The sequence below is a fragment of the Methyloversatilis sp. NSM2 genome (genome assembly GCF_038066675.1).
In the GTDB taxonomy this organism is placed as follows: Bacteria; Pseudomonadota; Gammaproteobacteria; order Burkholderiales; family Rhodocyclaceae; genus Methyloversatilis; species Methyloversatilis discipulorum_A.
The window spans coordinates 291,880-312,529 of record NZ_JBBUKV010000005.1; the positions used below are offsets into that span (position 1 = coordinate 291,880).

At 68.4% G+C, this 20,650-nt stretch carries 16 protein-coding genes; 4 read left to right on the top strand and 12 right to left on the bottom strand.

What is annotated here, in order from left to right:
- Positions 1 to 216: 216 nt before the first annotated feature.
- The 8 genes from WJU27_RS12160 to WJU27_RS12195 all read right to left on the bottom strand — a co-directional run bounded on the left by WJU27_RS12160 (position 217) and on the right by WJU27_RS12195 (position 12,130).
- Positions 217 to 1,413 (bottom strand): acetyl-CoA C-acyltransferase, encoded by a 1,197-nt coding sequence (locus tag WJU27_RS12160; protein ID WP_341422286.1) that lies wholly within the window; start codon positions 1,411 to 1,413, stop codon positions 217 to 219.
- A 13-nt stretch (positions 1,414 to 1,426) separates the two neighbouring features.
- Complete coding sequence (locus tag WJU27_RS12165) at positions 1,427 to 3,808, bottom strand: 3-hydroxyacyl-CoA dehydrogenase/enoyl-CoA hydratase family protein (RefSeq protein ID WP_341422287.1); 2,382 nt, start codon at positions 3,806 to 3,808, stop codon at positions 1,427 to 1,429.
- A gap of 70 nt (positions 3,809 to 3,878) precedes the next feature.
- Positions 3,879 to 5,195 carry an OmpP1/FadL family transporter gene (locus WJU27_RS12170; RefSeq protein WP_341422288.1) on the bottom strand — a complete coding sequence of 439 codons (1,317 nt, stop codon included), beginning with the start codon at positions 5,193 to 5,195 and terminating at the stop codon, positions 3,879 to 3,881.
- Positions 5,196 to 5,267: 72 nt separating this feature from the next.
- Positions 5,268 to 5,669, bottom strand: coding sequence for an acyl-CoA thioesterase (locus WJU27_RS12175; protein WP_019919576.1), 402 nt, complete (start codon positions 5,667 to 5,669; stop codon positions 5,268 to 5,270).
- Complete coding sequence (locus tag WJU27_RS12180; protein ID WP_341422289.1) at positions 5,666 to 7,630, bottom strand: 3-hydroxyacyl-CoA dehydrogenase NAD-binding domain-containing protein; 1,965 nt, start codon at positions 7,628 to 7,630, stop codon at positions 5,666 to 5,668. The genes WJU27_RS12175 and WJU27_RS12180 overlap by 4 nt, the downstream gene beginning before the upstream one ends.
- Positions 7,627 to 8,910, bottom strand: a complete 1,284-nt coding sequence (locus WJU27_RS12185; protein ID WP_341422290.1) for an acetyl-CoA C-acetyltransferase — start codon at positions 8,908 to 8,910, stop codon at positions 7,627 to 7,629. Before WJU27_RS12185 ends, WJU27_RS12180 begins: the two co-directional genes overlap by 4 nt.
- Positions 8,911 to 8,919: 9 nt before the next feature.
- Positions 8,920 to 11,400: an acyl-CoA dehydrogenase gene (locus tag WJU27_RS12190; RefSeq protein WP_341422291.1), complete on the bottom strand. Its 2,481-nt coding sequence runs from the start codon at positions 11,398 to 11,400 to the stop codon at positions 8,920 to 8,922.
- A 91-nt stretch (positions 11,401 to 11,491) separates the two neighbouring features.
- Positions 11,492 to 12,130, bottom strand: a complete 639-nt coding sequence (locus tag WJU27_RS12195) for a TetR/AcrR family transcriptional regulator (RefSeq protein WP_341422292.1) — start codon at positions 12,128 to 12,130, stop codon at positions 11,492 to 11,494.
- Positions 12,131 to 12,383: 253 nt separating this feature from the next.
- Here WJU27_RS12195 and WJU27_RS12200 point away from each other — a divergent pair, with 253 nt between their 5' ends.
- The 4 genes from WJU27_RS12200 (at position 12,384) to ccoG (ending at position 16,201) form a co-directional block, all read left to right on the top strand.
- Positions 12,384 to 12,752 carry a cupin domain-containing protein gene (locus tag WJU27_RS12200; RefSeq protein ID WP_341422293.1) on the top strand — a complete coding sequence of 123 codons (369 nt, stop codon included), beginning with the start codon at positions 12,384 to 12,386 and terminating at the stop codon, positions 12,750 to 12,752.
- Positions 12,753 to 12,793: 41 nt separating this feature from the next.
- A complete protein-coding gene (locus tag WJU27_RS12205) occupies positions 12,794 to 14,206 on the top strand; it encodes an aminotransferase-like domain-containing protein (RefSeq protein ID WP_341422294.1) in 1,413 nt (470 codons plus the stop codon).
- 162 nt (positions 14,207 to 14,368) lie between these two features.
- Positions 14,369 to 14,692: an antibiotic biosynthesis monooxygenase family protein gene (locus WJU27_RS12210; RefSeq protein ID WP_341422295.1), complete on the top strand. Its 324-nt coding sequence runs from the start codon at positions 14,369 to 14,371 to the stop codon at positions 14,690 to 14,692.
- A 117-nt stretch (positions 14,693 to 14,809) separates the two neighbouring features.
- The gene (gene ccoG, locus WJU27_RS12215; protein ID WP_341422296.1) at positions 14,810 to 16,201 is read left to right on the top strand and encodes a cytochrome c oxidase accessory protein CcoG; all 1,392 of its coding nucleotides are present in this window, start codon (positions 14,810 to 14,812) and stop codon (positions 16,199 to 16,201) included.
- A gap of 44 nt (positions 16,202 to 16,245) precedes the next feature.
- Here ccoG and WJU27_RS12220 read toward each other — a convergent pair whose 3' ends face one another.
- The 4 genes from WJU27_RS12220 to WJU27_RS12235 form a co-directional block, all read right to left on the bottom strand.
- A complete protein-coding gene (locus tag WJU27_RS12220; RefSeq protein WP_341422297.1) occupies positions 16,246 to 16,875 on the bottom strand; it encodes a PEP-CTERM sorting domain-containing protein in 630 nt (209 codons plus the stop codon).
- Between the two features lie 235 nt (positions 16,876 to 17,110).
- Entirely contained in the window at positions 17,111 to 18,502 is a 1,392-nt protein-coding gene (locus tag WJU27_RS12225) for an aminotransferase-like domain-containing protein (protein ID WP_020163456.1), read from the bottom strand.
- 8 nt (positions 18,503 to 18,510) lie between these two features.
- Positions 18,511 to 19,371 carry a Pnap_2097 family protein gene (locus tag WJU27_RS12230; protein ID WP_341422298.1) on the bottom strand — a complete coding sequence of 287 codons (861 nt, stop codon included), beginning with the start codon at positions 19,369 to 19,371 and terminating at the stop codon, positions 18,511 to 18,513.
- The gene (locus tag WJU27_RS12235) at positions 19,365 to 20,642 is read right to left on the bottom strand and encodes an MSMEG_0569 family flavin-dependent oxidoreductase (RefSeq protein WP_341422299.1); all 1,278 of its coding nucleotides are present in this window, start codon (positions 20,640 to 20,642) and stop codon (positions 19,365 to 19,367) included. The genes WJU27_RS12230 and WJU27_RS12235 overlap by 7 nt, the downstream gene beginning before the upstream one ends.
- Positions 20,643 to 20,650 lie beyond the last annotated feature (8 nt).

Sequence of the window (20,650 nt, forward strand, 5' to 3'; positions counted from 1 at the left end):
GAAGGCGCGAGCTTATACCGCCTGCAGGGCGACGCGTCCTGTGGGGCAAGCTTGCTCGCGACGGCGATCTGAGAACCGAAGTCCGCAGCCCGCCAGCGCTGCGTCGCGGGCAAGGCCACTCCCACAGGAGGCCTCGGCAACGACCCGCGCCGATGATTCTGTGGGAGCGGCCTTGGCCGCGACTGGGCCTTCGCACCGGCGCCGTCGCTGTTCCGCTCACACCTTCTCGAATATGCCGGCCGCACCCATGCCGGTGCCGATACACATGGTCACCATGCCGGTGCGCGCTTCACCGCGCTGCATCGCCGCGATGACGGTGGCGGTGCGGATGGCACCTGTCGCACCCAGCGGGTGGCCGAGCGCGATGGCGCCGCCGAGCGGATTCACCTTCGACGGGTCGAGATCGAGCGTACGCATGACGGCCAGCGCCTGGGCGGCGAAGGCCTCGTTCAGTTCGATCCAGTCAATATCGGCCTGCGCCATGCCGGCCTGCTTCAGCGCGCGCGGAATCGCCTCGACCGGGCCGATGCCCATGATTTCCGGCGGCACGCCGGCCACCGCGAAGCTGCGGAAGCGCGCGATCGGGGTTGCTCCGGTGCGCTGCACCGCCGCCTCCGACATCAGCAGCACCGCCGCCGCGCCATCCGACATCTGCGAGCTGTTGCCGGCAGTGACCGAGCCGCGCGCGGCGAACGCCGGGCGCAGCTTCGCCAGCCCCTCGGCGCTCGAATCGGCGCGCGGACCTTCGTCGGTATCGAACACGCGTTCGACGATGCGCACCGTGTTGCTCGCCAGGTCCGGCAGATGGCTGCGCACGGTGTAGGGCAGGATTTCACCGGCGAAGCGGCCGGCGGCGATCGCCGCCAGCGCCTTCTGGTGGGACGCGAGCGCGAAGGCGTCCTGGTCCTCGCGCGACACCGCGTACTTGTGCGCCACCTTCTCGGCCGTCAGGCCCATGCCGTAGGCGATGGCGACGTTCTCCGGTGACTCGAAGGCACGCGGATTCACCGTCACCTTGTTGCCCATCATGGTCGGCATCACCGTCATCGATTCGGTGCCGGCACCGATGGCGATATCGCACTGGCCGGTCATGATCTTCAGCGCCGCGTCGGCCACCGCATTGAGGCCGCTGGCACAGAAGCGGTTCACGGTGACGCCCGGCACCGACACCGGGAAGCCGGCGAGCAGCAGGCCGATGCGCGCGACGTTCATGCCCTGCTCGGCTTCCGGCATCGCGCAGCCGACCACCACGTCGCCGATGTCGTTCAGGTCGAATGCGGGCACCGCGTCGACCACGCCGCGCAGCGCGTACGCCAGCATGTCGTCCGGTCGCACGTGGCGGAAGGCACCACCCTTCTTCGCGACCGCCGTGCGCTTCGCGGCGACGATGTAGGCATCCTGTATCTGTTTCATCGCGAATCTCCCGTCATTTCCGCAGCGGCTTGCCGGTGTCCATCATGTGCGCGATGCGCGCCTGCGTTTCCTTCGTCTTCAGCAGATCGACAAAAAGCGCCCGCTCGACTTCGAGCAGCCACTGTTCGTTCACCCGCGCGCCGGTTTCGATGTCACCGCCGCACAGCGCGGTCGCCGACGCGTGCGCGACGCGGTAGTCGTGCGCGGAAATCATGCCGCCCTCGCGCATGTTCACCAGCATCATGTCCAGCGTGGCGATGCCGCTGCGACCGGCCACCGGAATGTCGACCGCCGGCAGCGGCGGACGCCAGGCGCTGTCGGCCATCGCCACCGCATTGCGGCGCGCGACGTGCAGCAGTTCGTTCGCGTGCATCACGACCACGTCCTCCTGCTTCAGCAGGCCCAGTTCCTGCGCGTGGCGTGCGCTTTTCGACACGTTCGCCATCGCGATGGTCTGGAATACCGACTGCAGGAAGTTCATCGGGTCTTTCGTTGCCGACGCTTCGGCCGCGCGCGCAGCGCGGATCGCGAATTCCTTGCAGCCACCGCCAGCCGGGATCAGGCCGACGCCCGCTTCGACCAGGCCGATATAGCTTTCGAGTGCCACCACCGCGCGCGGCGAATGCATGACGAACTCGCAGCCGCCGCCGAGCGCCATGTTCTGCACCGCAGTGATGACCGGCACCTGGGCGTACTTGATCGCCATCGACGCCTGCTGGAAGTCGTTGATCACGCGTTCCAGCGTCACGAAGTCGCCCGCTTCGAGCACCGGACGGATCTGCTTCAGGTTGGCACCGACCGAGAAGGGCCCCTGCGGCTGCCAGATCACGAGGCCGTCGAAGTCGCGCTCAGCGCGCGCGATGGCTTCGCGGATGCCGTCGAGCACCTTCGGCCCGACGCAGGACATGCGGCTCTTGAAGGACAGCACCGGCACCCGCTCGCCGTCGGCGTCGTCCAGCGTCCACAGCCTCACCTCCTCGCCTTCCCATACGGTGTGCGTCGCGCGCGGCACTTCGGCCAGCACGCGTTCCGGGAACAGCTGGCGCGGCGACACGCTGCGCGGCTCGAGCTTCGCGGCGGCAGCCGACCACGAACCCGCGGCCTCGTGCACGCCGTGGCGCTCGAACACCCAGGCCGGCAGCGGCGCGTCCGACATCGCGCGGCCGGCGGCGATGTCCTCGCGCAGCCATTCGGCGACCTGCTGCCAGCCGGCGCCCTGCCAGGTTTCGAAGGGGCCGGCGCTCCAGCCGAAGCCCCAGCGCATCGCGAAGTCGACGTCACGCGCGTTGTGCGCGATGTCGCCCAGATGGACGGCGACGTAATGGAACACGTCGCGGAAGATGGACCACAGGAACTGCGCCTGCGGGTGGTGACTTGCGCGCAGCGCGGCCAGCTTCATCGCCGGGTCGCGCTCGGCAAGTATCGTCTGCACCTCTTCGGCGACCGTGCCGGCGGCATCGCGGTAATCCTGCAGCGCGAGGTCCAGCACCTTGATCGCCTTGCCGTCCTTGCGATAGACGCCGGCCTTGGTCTTCTGGCCGAGTGCGCCGCGTTCGACCAGTGCGGCCAGCCAGGCGGGGGCGACATAGTGGCGGTGCCACGGATCGTCCTGCAGGTTGTCGGTCATGGTCTTGACGACGTGCAGCAACGTATCCAGACCGACCACGTCGGCCGTACGGTAGGTGGCCGATTTGGGTCGGCCGATGGCCGGGCCGGTCAGTGCGTCGACCTCGTCGAAACCGAGGCCCAGCCGTACCGTGTGGTGCATCGCCGCCAGCATCGAGAACACGCCGATGCGGTTGGCGACGAAATTGGGCGTGTCGAGCGCGCGCACGACGTTCTTGCCCAGCGTCGTGGTCAGGAAATCCTCCAGACGGTCGAGCAGCGCGGCGTCGGTCGTGCGCGCCGGAATCAGTTCGACCAGCGCCATGTAGCGCGGCGGGTTGAAGAAATGCACGCCGCAGAAACGGCTGCGCATCGCTTCCGGGCAGCCGTCGGCCAGCGCGTTGATCGACAGACCGGAGGTGTTGGTGGCAAAGATCGCGTCACTGCGCAGATGCGGCGCCACCTTCGCGTACAGGCCGTGCTTCCAGTCCATGCGCTCGGCGATGGCCTCGATCACCAGATCGCAGTCGGCCAGTCGCGCCGCGTCGCGGTCGTAGTTCGCCACTTCGATATGAGCCGCGCGGTCGACGGTGGCCAGCGGCGCCGGTTCGAGCTTCTTCAGACCAGCGATGGAGCGCTTGACGATGGCGTCGGGGTCACCCTCTTTTGCGGCCAGATCGAACAGGATGACGGGAACGTTCGCGTTGGCGCAGTGGGCGGCAATCTGCGCGCCCATCACGCCGGCGCCCAGCACGGCGACGCGACGGATGCGGAATCTGGAGGATGTCACGATGCGGACTCCCGGGAGAGGCGGCCCGGCCGCGCGCGGCGACCGGACCGGGTACGACAGGAAGGACGGATCAGAAGCGGGTCGAGTACTGCACGCCGAGTATGTCGACCGAGTTCTCGTACTCGCCGACCAGCGTGCCCTTGGCCAGCGCGTTGCCGCCGTTGCTATTGATCTTCGCGTCCTTGACGAACAGATGGGCGTAACCGACATCGACCGCCGAGGTCGCGTCCGGGCGCCACTGCAGACCGAAGGACAGCCACACGCGATCCTCGTCCGGAACACGCGGCAGGCGCGTGGTGTCGCGCACCGGCGTCTGGTCCCAGGCGAGGCCGAACTTCAGACTCAGCGCGTCGGTGTAGGCATAGGTGCCGCCGAAGGCGACGCGCCAGGTGTCGCGCCACTTCAGTTCCTCGGTCGTCACGTTGACGCCATCAACCCGGTTCACCGCCAGTTCCTGGAGCGTCGACCATCCGGTCCAGCTGATGTCACCGAGCATCGTCCAGCGGTCGGAAATCTTCTGCAGCACGCTGAAGGTGGCCGTATCGGGCAACTCAACATCGGCGGTCACATCGCCGCCGCGCAGTGCGTTGAGCGTCGGTGCGGCGGCTGCGCCTGCTGCGTTCAAGCCGCTGAAGCGCGCGGTGCCTTCGAGCTTGTAATCGACCTTGGAGCGATAGGTCGCACCGAGACGCGTGTCCGGCGACAGCTGGAACATGGCGCCGATATTCCAGCCCCAGGCCGTGTCGTCGCCGCGGATGCGCCCCAGTGCCGTGGCTCCGGCGCCGGCGATGGCCGCCGCGTTGACCGCATTGGTCAGATCGGCATCGATACGCTGGAAGTTCACGCCCAAGCCGATCGAGAACACGTCGTTGACCTTGAAGGCGATGGACGGGTTGATGTTGACCGTCTTCAGTTCGGACTTGATCGCATGAAACCGTCCGGCCCAGTCGTTGTTGTAGTGCGTCTTGAGCCCGAAAGGTGCCCCCACACCGAGACCTGCGAACAGACGGTCGGTCAGTTGCCAGGTCATGTAGCCGGCCGGAATCGCGGCCCAGTCGCCGGCATCGCCGCCATTGCCACCCGGCCCCTGGGCGAAGGCGTTGGTGGACCCGCCGTTCGAGAACTCGGCTTGCGGCCGTACGAGGTCGACCGAGAAGGCCACATTGCGCCCGGGCAGCAGCGTCATGCCGGCCGGGTTGAAGAACACCGTGCTGGCGTCCTCGGCGACCGCCGCGCTGCCGGCATAGGCGTTACCGAGGCCGCTCGCGTTGCCTTCGAGCAGCTGGAAGGCGGCGGCGTGGCTGGCGGTCGAGCCGAAGGCGCCGATCGCCAGGGCCAGAACCTTCATCGTGGCACCGTGGCTGCGGCGCTGTTTCGTCTGCGTCATGACTCCTCCTCTGTGCGTCGTAAATGGTGCTGCGCTCACGGCGTGTCCCTGCACAGGGCACACCGAATACTGTCAGGACTGTTCGGGCGCGATCAGTCTCTTGCTGCCGTCCTCGTTCACCGCGACATAGGTGAGCTGCGCCGAGGCGACCTTCAGGATCTTCACATTGTCATAGCCGGTTTCTGCATAGACGTCGACATCGACCGTGATCGACGTGGTACCGACGCGCGCGACGCGCGAGTAGAAGGACACGAGGTACTGCGTCGTGATCGGCTGCAGGAAAACGAATGAATTGACCGCCACCGTCACCACGCGGCAGCGCGTGCGGCGCATCGCGGCGATCGATCCGGCGACGTCGACCTGGGACATGACCCAGCCGCCGAAGATGTCGCCAGCGGCATTGATGTCGCGCGGCATGGGCAGCATGCGCAGCGCGGGTTGTTCTTCAGGAAGGTGTTCGATGTTCTGGCTCATGTACGACTCTGATGTTGCATTGCGGAAACCGCATGATAGTGCAGTGGTCCGCCGGTATAGGGGGCGAAGCCGGCGCCGAAGATGAGGCCGGCGTCGGCCAGGTCGGCATCGGCCACCACGCCCTGCTCGACGCAGCGGCGCGTCACCCGGATCAGCGGCTCGACCAGCCGTGCCGCCAGTCCCGCCGGCACGGTGGCAGCGCCGGTGCGCACCGGTCGGCCATCCTTCCAGACATAGAAGCCTTGCCCGCTCTTGCAACCGAGGTGCCCGGAATCCACCCGCTGCTGCAGGCAGGCCGGCGCGGTCGCGCCGCCGGTCAGGCGGGCGCCGGCGGCCATTGCGATGTCGAGGCCCACGGTATCGGCCAGTTCGATCGGCCCCATCGCCAAGCCGAAATCGAGCGCTGCGCGATCCACTACCTCTGGCGCCATCCCTTCGTCGACGCATTTCATCGCTTCGAGCATGTAGGGACCGAGCACGGCATTGACCAGGAAGCCGGGCGCGCTGGCCACCGGCAGCGGCAGCTTGTCGAGCGCGCCGACGAAGGCGGCGGCGCGCTGCACCGCGAGCTCGAAACTGTCGGCGCCGCGCACCACCTCGACCAGCGGCATCTTCGCCACCGGGTTGAAGAAATGGATGCCGACCAGCCGACCGGGCACGTGCAGCGCCTGCGCGATGTCCTCGACGCGCAGGCTGGAGGTATTGGTGGCGAGCAGGGCATCGGGCCGGGCGCGTCGTTCGATGTCGTGCATCAGCGCCCGCTTGGCGTCGAGGTCCTCGTAGATCGCTTCGATGATCAGGTCGGCACCGGCGACGCCGGCGCCGGTCGGATCCGGAATCAGCCGGTCGAGCGCGTCGCGCTGCGCCTTGCGGTCGCGGCGGAACTTGCGCGCAAATGCCTTCGCCGCCCGCTGCATCGCCGGCGCGATGCGCGCCAGCCCGTTGTCCTGCAAGGTCACATGGAAACCACGGAGCGCGCACCAGGCAGCGATGTCGCCACCCATGACACCGGCGCCGACGACATGCACGCGACGGATGGGCGGCAAGCCGACCTCGCTCTTCGCGTAGCCGCGCAGCCGTTCGCGCAGGTGATAGACGCGCTGCAGGTTGGGCGTGGTCGGGTGGGCCACCAGTGCCGCCATCGACGCCGGATGCGCAGCAGGCACCGCCAGCGCGTTGCCGCCGAAGTCGCGCCACATGTCGACGATGGCGTAAGGCGCCGGGTAATGTTCTCGACGCGCCTTCTTGGCCACGCCTTCGAGCGCCTTCTTCGCCACGATGCCGCGCAGCGGGCCGAGCAGCAGGCGCTGCAGCAGCGGCAGCGGACGACGCGCCGGGTCGGCCAGCACGCGGGCGCGGGCGTGCTCGCGCATCAATCGTGCCGGCGCGATCTCGTCGACCAGACCCGCCGCCTTCGCCCGCTTCACGTCGAGTGCACGGCCGGTCAGCATCATGTCCAGCGCGGCCGGCGCGCCGATGCGCTGCGGCAGCCGCAGCATGCCGCCCCAGCCGGGCACGATGCCCAGCAGCACTTCGGGCAGCGCGAAGCGGGTGCCGGGCTCATCGACCGCAACGATGTGGCGACAGGCGAGCGCCAATTCGGTGCCGCCGCCGACGCAGAAGCCGCGCACCAGCGCGCAGGTCGGGTAGCGCACCGCGGCCAGCCGGTTGAACAGGTTCCAGCCGCGGCCAACGATGTCACGGGCGCCGGCTTCGTCCTTCACCGCGCCGAATTCGCCGATGTCGGCACCGGCGATGAAGCCGCTCGTCTTGCCAGACAGGATGACCAGCGCACGCGGCGGTGCGGCGTCGAAGGCGTCGAGCACCAGACCAAGCTCGCGCATCGCCTCGCCGGACAGCGTGTTCACGTTCTCGCCGGCGCGGTCGAACACGAGCCAGACGAGGTTGTCCTCGTCGCGTTCGATGCGCCAGTGCTTCAGATCGCTTGCATGCGCGCTCATGCGGTTTCCACCAGCATCGCACCACCCTGTCCGCCACCGATGCAGATCGAGGCCATGCCGCGGCCACCGCCACGACGCTTCAGCACGTGCAGCAGATGCAGCACGATGCGCGCGCCACTGGCGCCGACCGGGTGACCGATCGCGATCGCGCCACCGTCGACGTTGAGGCGTCGCTCGTCCAGCGTACCGAGCGCGTGTGACAGTCCGAGCTGTTCGCGGCAGTAGCTGTCGCTCTTCCACGCCTCGATGCAGCCGATCACCTGGGCGGCGAAGGCTTCGTTGATTTCCCAGGCGTCGAGGTCGTTCAGTCCGAGGCCGTGACGCTGCAGGATGGGCGTCGCGGCATGCACCGGGCCCAGACCCATCTGCGCCGGATCGAGCGCCGCCCACTGCACGTCGAGGATGCGGCCGAGCGGCTTCAGGCCGTACTGGTCGACGGCCTTCTGCGAAGCGAGCAGCAGCCAGCTCGCGCCGTCGGTCACCTGCGAACTGTTGCCGGCGGTGATGTGGCCGTGCTTGCGGTCGAACACCGGGCGCAGCTTCGCCAGCCGCTCGACCGAAGAGTCGCGGCGCATGCCGTCGTCTTCGGCGTACAGCTTGCCGTCGCGGTCGGTCAGCGGAACGATTTCGCCGAAGCAGCCTTCGTCGAGCGCACGTGCCGTGCGCTGGTGCGAGCGCATGGCGTAGAAATCCATCTGCGTGCGGCTGATGGCGAACCGGGCCGCAAGGTTCTCGGCAGTCTGGCCCATGTTCAGTCCGATCACCGGATCGGTCAGTCCCTTGATCAGGCCGATCACCGGCGCCAGCATCGCCGGCCTGAACTTCGTGATCAGCGACGCACGCTGACCCAGCGTCTTTGCCGCGTACCACTGCGACAGCCAGCGCACCATCGCGTCGGAGAACAAGAGGTGGGCGCGCGACAGCGCGTCGACACCACCGGCCAGCACCAGGTCGGCGCGGCCGCGCTGGATGTTGGCCAGGCCGGAATCGAGTGCCTGCATGCCGCTGGCGCAGTTGCGCATCACCGTCCAGCCGGGCACGCGATCGCCGCAGCCCATGCGCAGCGCGGCGATGCGGCCGATGTTCGCTTCGTCGGCCGACGGCGCGGCGCAACCGAGGATGACTTCGTCGAGCTGGTCCGGCCGGAAGGGCTGGCGCGCCAGCAGCGCGTTGCCGGCCGCCACCGCGAGGTCTGCGGCAGCGAAAGGCCCGGGCGCGTTGCGCGATTTCAGGAAGGGGGTGCGTGCCCCATCGACGACGAATACTTCAGGAAACGACATGAACACTCCTCAGGCGGCGAGCGCGGTGACGTTGCGCGCTTCGGCCGGCGTCGCAGGCACGGCGTCGACACCGAAGTCCTGCGCGAAATCGTCCACCTTGACCACGCGGTCGCGCAGTTCGTCGCGCCGGGTGACCAGCGCGAATTCCTGCGCGTCGATGACGCCGGCCTCGAAAGCGGCACGCATCACGCCCGGCCCGCGCGCCTTCAGTTCGCCGCGCTTCTGTGCCGCGCGCACCTTGGCCTCGATCGCCTCGGCGGCGACCGTGGCTTTCAGCGCGTGCTCGATGGCACCGACCGCGTCGTGCTCGTCCTGCGGTACGTACATGTCGGCGGTCAGCCGGTCGCGCGTCGCCGACGGCTCGATCAGCAACTTCGCCACCTCGCCGCCGAGGCGGTCCGACGGCACCACGTAGGGCCGGCCGAGCGGGAAGATGAGGCGGCGCAGCAGCATGCCGATCAGGCGGTTCGGGAAGTTGGAAATGACGCCCTCGAACGCGGTCTGCGCGTGGAACATGGCGTCCCAGATCGCCCAGTGCATCAGCGGTGCGTCGGCGGCCTGCCGGCCTTCGGCCTCGTAGCGCTTCAGCGTGGCCGAGCACAGATACATCAGCGACAGGATGTCGCCCAGCCGGGCCGACAGCTTCTCCTTGCGCTTGAGGTCGCCACCCATGGTCAGCATGGCGGCATCGGCGATGAAGGCGAAGGCGGTCGAGAAGCGGGTGAGCTGCTGGTAGTAACGGCGCGTTTCCGGCGCGAGGTCGCCCGGCACGCCGACCCAGTGCGAGCCGGTCAGGCCGGTGATCAGCGTGCGCACTGCATTGCTCGCGGTGTAGCCGATGTGGGCGAACAGCGCGTCGTCGAATTCCCTGAGAGCTTCCGGCGTATCGTCGGCCAGTGCGGCGCGCATCTCGCGCAGCACATAGGGATGGCAGCGGATGGCGCCCTGACCGAAGATGATGAGGCTGCGCGTCAGGATGTTCGCGCCCTCGACCGTGATGCCGATCGGGATCTGCTGGTAGGCGCGGCCGAGGAAGTTCGACGGGCCCAGGCAGATGCCCTTACCGCCGAGGATGTCCATGCCGTCGTTGACGACGATGCGGGCGCGTTCGGTGATGTGGTACTTGACGATGGCCGACACCACCGACGGCTTCTCGCCGAGATCAATCGCCGACGCCGTCATCCGCCGCGCGGCGTCCATCATGTACAGGTGGCCGCCGATGCGGGCCAGCGGTTCCTGTATGCCTTCGAAGCGGCCGATCGCGGTCTTGAACTGGCTGCGCACGCGGGCATAGCCGCCGACGGCGCGCGCGGTGAGCTTGGCCATGCCGGTGTTGGAGGCTGGCAGCGAGATCGAGCGGCCGGCGGCCAGACACTCCATCAGCATGCGCCAGCCCTGCCCGGCCATCGCCGGACCGCCGATGATCCACTCCATCGGCATGAACACGTCACGCCCCCAGTTCGGGCCGTTCTGGAACACCGCGTTCAGCGGGAAGTGGCGACGGCCGATCTGCACACCTGGGTGGTCGGTCGGGATCAGCGCGCAGGTGATGCCGATGTCTTCGGTATCGCCGAGCAGGTGATCGGGGTCGTACAGGCGAAAAGCGAGGCCGAGCAGTGTGGCGACCGGGCCCAGCGTGATGTAGCGCTTGTCCCAGGTCACGCGCATGCCGAGTACTTCGCGGCCTTCGTGCATGCCGCGGCAGACGATGCCGTAGTCCGGAATCGACGCCGCGTCGGAACCGGCCTGCGGGCTAGTCAGCGCGAAGCACGGAATCTCCAGCCCCTTGGCCAGGCGCGGCAGGTAATGATCCTTCTGCGCGTCAGTGCCGTAATGCAGCAGCAGTTCGGCCGGGCCGAGCGAGTTCGGCACCATCACCGTCACCGCCGAGGCGGAGCAGCGCGTCGACAGCTTGGTCACGATCTGCGAATGCGCCCAGGCCGAGAATTCCTTGCCGCCGTACTTTTTCGGAATGATGAGGCCGAGGAAGCCCTTGTCCTTGATGTACTGCCAGGTCTCGGGCGGCAGGTCTTTCAGCTCGTGCGAAATGCGCCAGTCGTCGGACAGACGGCACAGCTCATCGACCTCGTTGTCGAGGAAGGACTGTTCTTCGGCGCTCAGTTGCGGTTCCGGGTAGGCGTGCAGTTTCTGCCAATCGGGATGCCCGCGGAACAGTTCGCCCTCCCACCAGACGGTGCCCGCTTCGAGCGCAATCCGTTCGGTGTCCGACATCGGCGGCAGGATGTTGCGGTACACCGCCAGCAGCGGCCGCGAAATCAGTGCGCGGCGCAGCGGCACCAGATTCAACAGCAGCGCCGGCACGCCGAGCAGCACGGCGGCAGTGACGCAAGCGGCGACCGACCAGTCGAAATGCAACGCCGCGGCGACCAGCCAGGCGGCGAGCGCCGCGGTGATCAGCAGCAGCGGCACACGCAGGTAGGCCAGTGCAATCAGGCCCAGCGGCAACAGCAGAAGAAGCGTCCAGGTCATGTATATCTCCTCGTCCGGTCATGCTGCTGCGATACGCACGCAAGGTGCTTATGTCCGCAGTCTAGTTGCAATCGTCCGGGCTTTCGCCCCGTCAGTTCGATTCCGGCAACGGCGCACGCAGGCCGCCGAGCAGGAAACTCATCAATCGCGGCACCATGCGCGCCATCGCATCCGGCTCGTCGATCTGCACGCCGGTCATCACCTGCAGCGTGTCGATGCCGGATACCGCGTAGGACATGGCGCCGAACATGAAATGCAGGCGCCACACGATGTCCTCGACCGGCACCGCCGGCAGCGCGCGGCTGAGGGCGTCGCGATAGCGGCCGATCACCGGCGCGTACTCGGTCGCCAGGCACTCGCGCACCACCGCCGACGGCTCGGTGAAAGTGCGGCCCAGCAGACGCATGAATTCGCGCCCCTGTTCGCTGCGCGCGGCCAGCGCGAGCGATCCGCTGAAGAAGCACTCGACGATCACCCGCGCCTTGACCGGCGCATCGCCGGCGGCGGCTTCCGCTTCGTCGAGCGCCTGCATGCGCAGCGCGTTCAGCGGTCGCAGCCCGCGCAGGAGCACCTCCTGCACCAGCACGTCCTTCGATCCGAAGTGATAATTGACCGCCGCCAGATTGACGCTGGCCGTGGTCGTGATCATCCTCATCGAGGTCGCCTCGAAACCGTGCGCGGCAAACAGTGTCTGCGCCGCATCGAGGATGCGGAGGCGTGTTTCGGTCACGGAAAGTCGATTGCGGCGGGCGTCCATCGGGTCAGGCACGGCCTTGTGTTCAAACGTTCGTTTGAATCTAGACCCTCGAATCGCCGCTGTCAATCTTGCACTGCCGCATGAAGCGGAAACCGCGGCGGCTACCTCTTTCGGGGCATTGTCCTGCGCCGCCCCCACCCGAATAATCGGCCTCCACTTCCGCGCCCGCCCTCGGCACGACATCGCCCGGGCGGATCGCGGTGACCGCACATTCAGGAGGCCTCTCATGCCGGACGCACCGGTGAAGTACCCGAAACAGCCACTGGTCGGCGACGGCGGACCAGGCGTGCACTGGATCACCCGCCCCGACCCCAAGGGCTGGACCGAGCCGGTCCTGATGGAATGGGAATTGCGCGGCGAAACCTGGACCGACGAGCACGCGCACGACGAATACGCCTACGTGCTCGAAGGCCGGCTGTTCGTCGAGTCGGCCGGTGTCACCGTCGAGGCGACCACCGGCGACACCGTCTGCGTGCGCGGCGGCTCGATCGGCCGCTACTACGCGCCGGAATACGCCCGCATCCTCGGCATCTACGGGCCCAACCCGGCGGGCGGTGGCACCCGGCTGCTCGGCTTCCGAAAGCTGGCCGGCTGAAGCGCAGTCGGGGGCAGCGTTACGCCTGATAGCATCGGCGCATGACGCTCTACCAGGACCTCGCCGACCGCACCGCGCAATTGATCGCCGACGGCGTGCTGCGGCCGGGCGACCGCCTGCCCTCGGTACGCCACGCCTGCCGCGCGCACGACCTCAGCCCGATCACCGTCACGCAGGCCTACGCACTGCTTGAAAGCCGCGGCCTGGTCGAGGCGCGCCCGCGCTCCGGCTACTTCGTGCGCGCCCGCCTCGGTCAGCGCCTGCCGGAACCGGCCATGTCGCGGCCGGGCCAGCGCTCGACCGCGCTGCAGGTGAGCGACTTCATCTTCGAAATTCTCGACAGCGTGCGCGACCCGGCCGTCGTGCCGCTGGGTTCCAGCTTTCCGGCACCCGAGCTGTTCCCGCTCGACCGTCTCGGCCGCGCCCTCGCCGCCGCCGCGCGCCGCATCAAGCCGCAGGACACGCTGACCGACTTGCCGCCGGGCCACCCCGAACTGCGCCGGCAGATCGCGCTGCGCTACCTCGGCCTCGGCGCCGACGTGGCTCCTGACGACATCATCATCACCAATGGCGCGATGGAGGGACTGAACCTCTGCCTGCAGGCGGTGACCCGGCCGGGCGACCTGATCGCGGTCGAATCGCCCACCTTCTACGCCGGCCTGCAGGCCGCCGAGCGGCTCGGGCTCAAGGTGATCGAGGTTCCCAGCCATCCACGCGAAGGCCTTAACCTCGCCGCGCTCGAACAGTTGCTGAACAGGCACCCGGTGCGCGCCTGCCTGTTCATGCTGAACTACGCCAACCCGACCGGCGCATGCGTGCCCGACGACGGTCGCCGCCAGCTGATGGCCCTGCTCGACCGCCACGACGTGCCACTGATCGAGGACGACGTCTATGCCGAACTGCACCACGGCGAACAGGCGCCCTTGTGCAGCAAGGCGCTGGACCGCGACGGCCGCGTCATGCACGTGTCGTCCTTTTCCAAATGCCTGGCCCCCGGCTTCCGCGTCGGCTGGGTCGCCGCCGGCCGTTACGCCGACGCGATCCGCCGGCAGAAGCTGTCATTCAGCCTCGCCACACCGGTCGCGCTGCAGCACGCGCTGGCCGATTACCTGAAGCAGGGCGGCTACGACCGCCACCTGCGCACGCTGCGCGCCACCCTGCGCGCGCAGCAGGCCACGCTGGTCGCCGACGTCGAAGCGCACTTCCCCACCGGCACCCGCATGGCGGAGCCCGAGGGCGGTTACTTCCTGTGGCTGGAACTGCCGGAGGTCTGCGACACGCTGGCGCTGCACCGCGAAGCACTGGCAAGAGGCATCAGCATCGCGCCCGGGCCGATCTTCTCCGCGCAGCGCGAATTCAGGAACTTCGTGCGGCTGAACTTCGGGCATCCGGATACCGAGGCGCGAAGGGCGGCGGTGCGTGAGTTGGGGCAACTGATTGCACAGCAGGGGTGACTGCGCCTGACGTTCGAATGCATCGCTCGGCGGCGGGACCGGATGACCGGACGCGACCGCACGGCCGGGTCGTGATACGTTCGACGCCCGACTCCGTTCATCTGTCATGATCGCTGCCCTCCGGACCCCTCGCGGCAGCCCTCCTGTTCAGCCTTAGACGCCATGTTCACCTCCACCTTCACCTTCGCCAAAGGCCAGTACGGCGACGACTTCCACGCGCTGGACGCGGTCATCGCAGAGGTCGCCCGCGCCATTCCCGGCTACCTCGGCGAGGAAGCCTGGGAGAACGCCGAAACCGGGCTGATCTCGAATGTCTATTACTGGGATTCGATGGACGCGCTGCAGGCGCTGATGACTCACCCGGAGCACATCCGGGCCAAGCAGCTGCAGGCGCGCTGGCTCAAGGGTTACCAGGTCGTGATCGCGCAGGTGGTGCGCACCTATGGCGACAAGGGCATCCCGCATCCGCTGGCGTCGGTCACTTGACCCGCATCAAGAGGCACGACGGATTCCATCTGTGCCCATATTGATTCCACTTCCCTGAATCTGTTCCTGTCCGCCTGCGGCGGGTGTACTGCCGGCATCCTTTTCCGGAGCCTGCAGATGAACACCGATACGACGCTGGCGGGAGGCGCGGTCCGCGCCGTGCCGCTCGCCTTCCATCCCCGCCCCGGCACCGTTCATGCGCGCGCGGTGTCCGGCCGTTTCAACACCTGGCGCTGGGCCATGGTGTGGCTCACCCAGCTCGTGTTCTACGGTGGCGTGTGGCTCACCTGGCGCGACGGCGACACGGTGCGGCCGGCGCTGTGGATGGACATTCCGCACGAGCGGCTCTACCTGTTCGACCAGGTGCTGTGGCCGCAGGACGCGCTGCTGTTCGCCTTCGTTCTCATCGTCGCGGCGCTGGCGCTGTTCTTCGTGACCGCGCTGGCCGGGCGGCTGTTCTGCGGCTTCGCCTGTCCGCAGACGGTTTACACGATGATGTTCACGTGGATCGAGGCGCGCATCGAAGGAAAACCCGCCGCGCGCCGTGCGCTGGATGCCGCACCGTGGGGCGCGCGCAAGGCGGCGATCAAGGGCGCCAAGCACGCGTTGTGGCTCGCGCTGGCGGCGTGGACCGCGATCACCTTTGTCGGCTACTTCACGCCGATCCGCGATCTGCTGCCGCGCCTCGCCGCTTGGGATGTGGGCATGTGGGAAGGCTTCTGGCTGCTGTTCTACGCCGCCTTCACGTATCTGCAGGCCGGCTTCGCGCGCGAATCGGTGTGCCAGCACATGTGCCCGTACTCGCGCTTCCAGGGCGTGATGACCGACGCGCATACCCGCCAGGTCGGCTACGACAGGCTGCGTGGCGAGCCGCGTGCATCCGCCCGCAGCCGCGGCGCCGGCGACTGCGTGGACTGCACGATCTGCGTGCAGGTGTGCCCGACCGGCATCGACATCCGCAATGGTGTGCAGTACGCCTGCATCAACTGCGGCCTGTGCGTCGATGCCTGCGATACGGTGATGGACAAGGTCGGCCGCGCCCGCGGCTTGATCCGCTACGCGTCCGAACACGTGCTGTCCGGACGCGCCCCCACGGCGGTCCAGCCACGCGTGAAGCTCTACGCCGCGCTGCTCTCCGTGTTCGCCGCGCTTGGCGTGTGGCAGATGGTGACCCGGCCCGAAGTGCGACTCGACGTGCTGCGCGATCGCGGCGTGCTGATGCGCGAAACGGCCGACGGCCGCATCGAGAACGCCTACCTGCTGAAGGTCGCCAACCTGACGCGCGACGAGGTCGAGTACGTCGCACAGATCGACGGCGTGCCGGGTGCGACCGTCGTCGGCAACGACCGTCTGCGCGTCGCCCCGAACAGCGTGGCCAGCCTGAGACTGACCGTATCCGCGCCCGACGACGGCACGCTGCGCGGCGCGCAGCCGCTGGACATCGTGGTCAGGCCGCGCGACAGGGCGGATGAGCAGGCGAGCGAACGCAGTCGCTTCCTGTTCCGGTAGCGCCGGTTCCGCTCCAGTCGCCGAAGTCGAGAAAACGCCCCGGTTCAGCGCTTCACGGCGCGCCGGCGCGTCGCCAGGAGTGCCAGTCCCGCACCGAACATCGCCCAGGTTTCCGGCTCCGGCACGGCCACGATGTGGGCGACGAAATACGCCGGACCGTTGTAGCCGGCGCTCCAGTCCGCGTAATAGGCCCAGATCGCTTCGGCATCGGCCGAAATGCCCGGGCGCTGACCCCAGATCTGCAGGCCGGCATTCGTTCCAAGACTCACGGGTGTCGCGCCCGGCGCGCCGAAACCGCTTTCGTTCACGGTCCAGTATGCGGTGCCGGTGCTGAGGGTCTGCTGGCCGTTGGCGAAACGGAAGCCTTCGCCGCTGATCGAGAAATCCGCGAGGAACATGGCCGGACCGCTGAACACGTTACGCGCGTGAATCAGCAGGTAGTAGTCCTGCCCCGCCACCAACGCGACATCCGAGAAGCTCTCGCTGGCGCCCCAGAGCGTGGTCTTGTCGCTGATGATTTCACCGGCATCGGCAAGCAGATCGGTGGACAGATAGACCGTTGCGTAATCGTCCGCCGTGTAGGAACCGGACAGGCTTGCTGCCTGCGCCGGAACCGCGGCGACGATGGAAGCCAACAGTCCTGCGGCAACGAATGCCCTGTTCGTTACGCTCATTGATAGTGCTCCTCTGCTGGAAAGCCACGATACAACTGACCGCGAGCAAGAGCTGCACCAGTGCAGGCCCGACCGGCGCCACTCTCCCGCAAAAGCAAGGGCTTACGTTCGCCAGGCCCCATCACGGCCATTCCTCGGACAGGTCGGTGTAAAAGCAGCCGACAGGCAGATGCCGCGACATGCGCATCCGGGCTGCCGGCCACAGCCCCTGCCCCCTAGTCCCTAGCCCCTGCCCTCACATCACATTCGCGTGCGGGTGCACCGGATGTTCCAGCGTGTCGGCGATCAGGCGCAGCGCGATGTCGCAGTCCTCGCGCGACATCGGGCCGCCGAGGCAGACGCGCACCGCGTCCGGCGGCGTGCCGTCGGTGCTGAAGGCGGCGCTGGCGACGACCGCCACGCCCTGCGCACGCAGGTTGGAGGCGAACTCGACCATGGCCCAGTCCGGGCTCAGCGGCAGCCAGAAGTGGAAGCCTTCGGGCTGCGCACGCAGCGCGTGCCCGGCCAGCAGTCGCGCCGCTGACGCCTGGCGCGCGACGGATTCGGCGCGGATGGCCTGCAGCATCGCGTCCGCGGTGCCGTCGGTGATCCAGCGGGTGGCCAGCGCGCTGGTGACCGGCGAGCACATGACGGTGGTCGCGCGCAGCGCGCCGGCCAGCCGCTCGGCCTGACGCGGCCCCGGTGCATGTACGTAGGCGGTGCGCAAGCCGGCGCCGAAGCACTTGGACAGGCCGCCGATGTAATAGGTGAGCGCCGGCGCGAGTGCGGCCAGCGGCGGTGGCACCTCGGGCGGCAGCATCGCGTAGGCGTCGTCCTCGATGATGGGGATGGCGTAGCGCAGCGCGACGTCCGCCAGCGCCTCGCGCCGCGCGCGGGTGACGGTGGCGGTGGTCGGGTTCAGCAGCGTCGGGTTGCAGTAAAGCGCACGCGGCTTCAGCGTCTTGCACGCGTGCTCGAAGGCGTCGGCGCTGGGGCCGTCGTCGTCGAGCGGCAGCGCGTGCAACTGCACGCCGAGCTGGGCGGCGATGGCCTTGATGCCCGGATAGGTCAGCGACTCGACGCAGATCGTTTCGCCCGGTCGCGCCAGCAGCGACACCAGCGCGGTCAGCGCGCTATGGATGCCCGGGCACACCAGCACGCGCTCGGCGGCGCACAGCGGCAGCCGCTGGCGCAGCCAGTGCACGCCGGCAGCGCGGTCCTCGCGCGTGCCGCCGAAATCCTGGTAGCGCAGCAGGTCGTTCCAGTCGGACTGCGCCATCAGCTGCGCCGCGCTGTCGCGCAGATGGGCGAGCAGCGCCGGTTCCTGCGGTTCGGGCGGCAGGTTCATCGTCATTTCGGCGGCACTGCCGCCGCGCAGCGCCATGCCCGGCGTCGACCCGCGGACGAAGGTACCCATGCCAGCGCGCGAATCGATCAACCCGCGCTTGCGTGCCTCGGCATAGCCGCGCGCCACCGTCGTGTAATTCAGTTCAAGCGAATCAGCCAGGTCGCGCAGCGCCGGCAGCCGGTCGCGCGGCGTCAGCCGTCCGCTGCGCACGTCCTCGGCGATGAGGTCGGCGATCAGCAGATAGGCCGGCTTGTTGCTCGACCGGATGCGCTTGAGCCAGAGCTGCGAGGTCTTGTCCATCGGGGCGTTCAGGCCAGTCGTCGTTTGCGGGTGATCAGGTCGGCGATGCGCGCGCCGTCGGCACAGCGGCGCACGCGCCACCAGTGCGCGAACTCGGCGCTGTCGTCGCGTGCGGCGAGCAGTTCGACACGCACTGTCTCGCCGGGGTCGATGTTGCCGTAGAAATACAGTTCCCGCTCGGCGGTCAGGGCCGGGCGCAGCCCGAAGCAGGCCAGTTCGGCGCGGTCGGCCAGCGCCTGGAAGCTGGCGAAATAGAGCAGGCCGGCGCCGTTGAAGTCGTTGTGCGGACAGGGCGTGATGTCGACCGCGCGCAGCACGCCGCCATTCGCGGCCAGCTGCAAGCCCATGCGCGCCACGCCGTCGCCGCTGCGGAACAGCCGGGCGCGCGCCTGCAGCGACAGCGCGGCGTCGGTCAGCGTGCGGTCGCCGCACTCCGGACCTTCGACCGGTGCGCGCACGATGCTGCGGTTGCTGCCGGCGTCGCGGCGCACGAAGGCGGACAGCAGTTCGATGCGCGCCGCACGCGTATTGCCGCTGCGCAAGGTCTGCGCGCTGAAGTGCTGGGCGCGGCCGGGCGACACGGCGCGCACCGACAGCGAGAACGGCACGTTCTCCGTCACCGCGTCGAGATGCGCCTCGTGCAGATGCACCGCAGTCAGCGCGGCATAACTCTTGCGGCCGGCGGCGTCGGCGAACTCCGGCACCGCCCTGCCCTGCGCGCGCGCGATCGCCATCCAGTGCAGATGGCCGCATTCCTTCAGCAGCCAGTTCTCCGACAGGCCGTACAGGCCGAGCTGCGGCATGCCGGCGCAATACTGCTGCTGCAGCGCCGCCGCCGACTGCAGGCGCTCGGCGCTGTCCATCAGCATGTCAGTGCCTCCGCGTCAGCGGGCTGCGTCGCGCGCAGCGCGGCGATGCGCGCGGCCAGGTATTCGGCGTCGCGTGCCACGCCGGAGAAGCGGCCGGAGCCCCAGGTGTGCAGCCAGGGCAGGCCAAGGAAAAAGAGGCCGGCTTGCTGCGTCACGCCGCGCACATGTACCGGATCGCCGCGGCCGTTGAACACCGGCGCGTCCACCCAGCGGAAGTCCGGCGAGAAACCGATGCACCAGATGATGCTGGTGATGCCGGCGGCAACCGGATCGAGCGCCGCGCGTTCCTCGCCCGGCTGCCACACCGGCTCATAGACCGACGGCGGCGGTGCGTCGATGCCGCGGTCGGCGATGTGCTTGTCGATGGCGGCATTGATGCCGTTGTAGGTGCGATCGGCGCTGTCGAGCGCGGCGCGCAGGCCGGGCGCGAACTGCAGCATGCCGTCGCGGTAGTCCTGCATCAGCCCGTACAGCTGCATGCCTTCGAGCGCGAAGCGGCGCAGGTCGATGTCGCGCCCGCCGTCGCGGCCGGTCACGTAGTGGTTGGTGTTGTCGCGCACGCCTTCGCGCAGCGGGTGGGCGGTCACCGGCATGTCGTAGTAGCCCATGTCGGCCAGCCAGTCGACGACGTCGCGGCCGCGGTAGAAGCGGGCGCAGCGCGGCGCATCACCGACCGCCAGATGCACGGTGCGGCCGGCCAGATGCAGGTCTTCCGCGATCTGCGCGCCGGACTGGCCCGAGCCCACGACCAGCACGGCGCCCGGCGGCAGCGCGTCGGCATTGCGGTACTGCTCGGAATGCAGCTGCACGATGCCGGCCGGCAAGCGCTCGGCCATGCGCGGCACGATGGGCACGTGATAGCCGCCGCTGGCCACGACGACCTGGTCGGCGGTCCAGTCGCCGATCGAAGTCGTCACGTGAAAGCCGCCGTCCGGCCGCGGTGTCACGCGCTGCACCGACACGCCTTCGCGCAGCGGCGGATTCACCTTGCGACGGAAGGCGTCGAGCCAGGCGTTGATCTCGTCCTTCTTCATGAAGCCGTGCGGCTCGGGGCCCTCGTAGGCGTGGCCGGGCAGCGCGCACTGCCAGTTCGGCGTGACCAGGCAGAAGTTGTCCCAGCGCTGGGTGCGCCAGACGTGCATCGCGCTGTGCTTTTCCAGCACCAGGTGTTCGATGCCGGACTGCTGCAGGCAGGCGCTCATCGACAGGCCGGCCTGGCCGCCGCCAACGATGATGACCGGCAGATGGGGGATGGATTCGGGCGTGCTCATGACGTTCT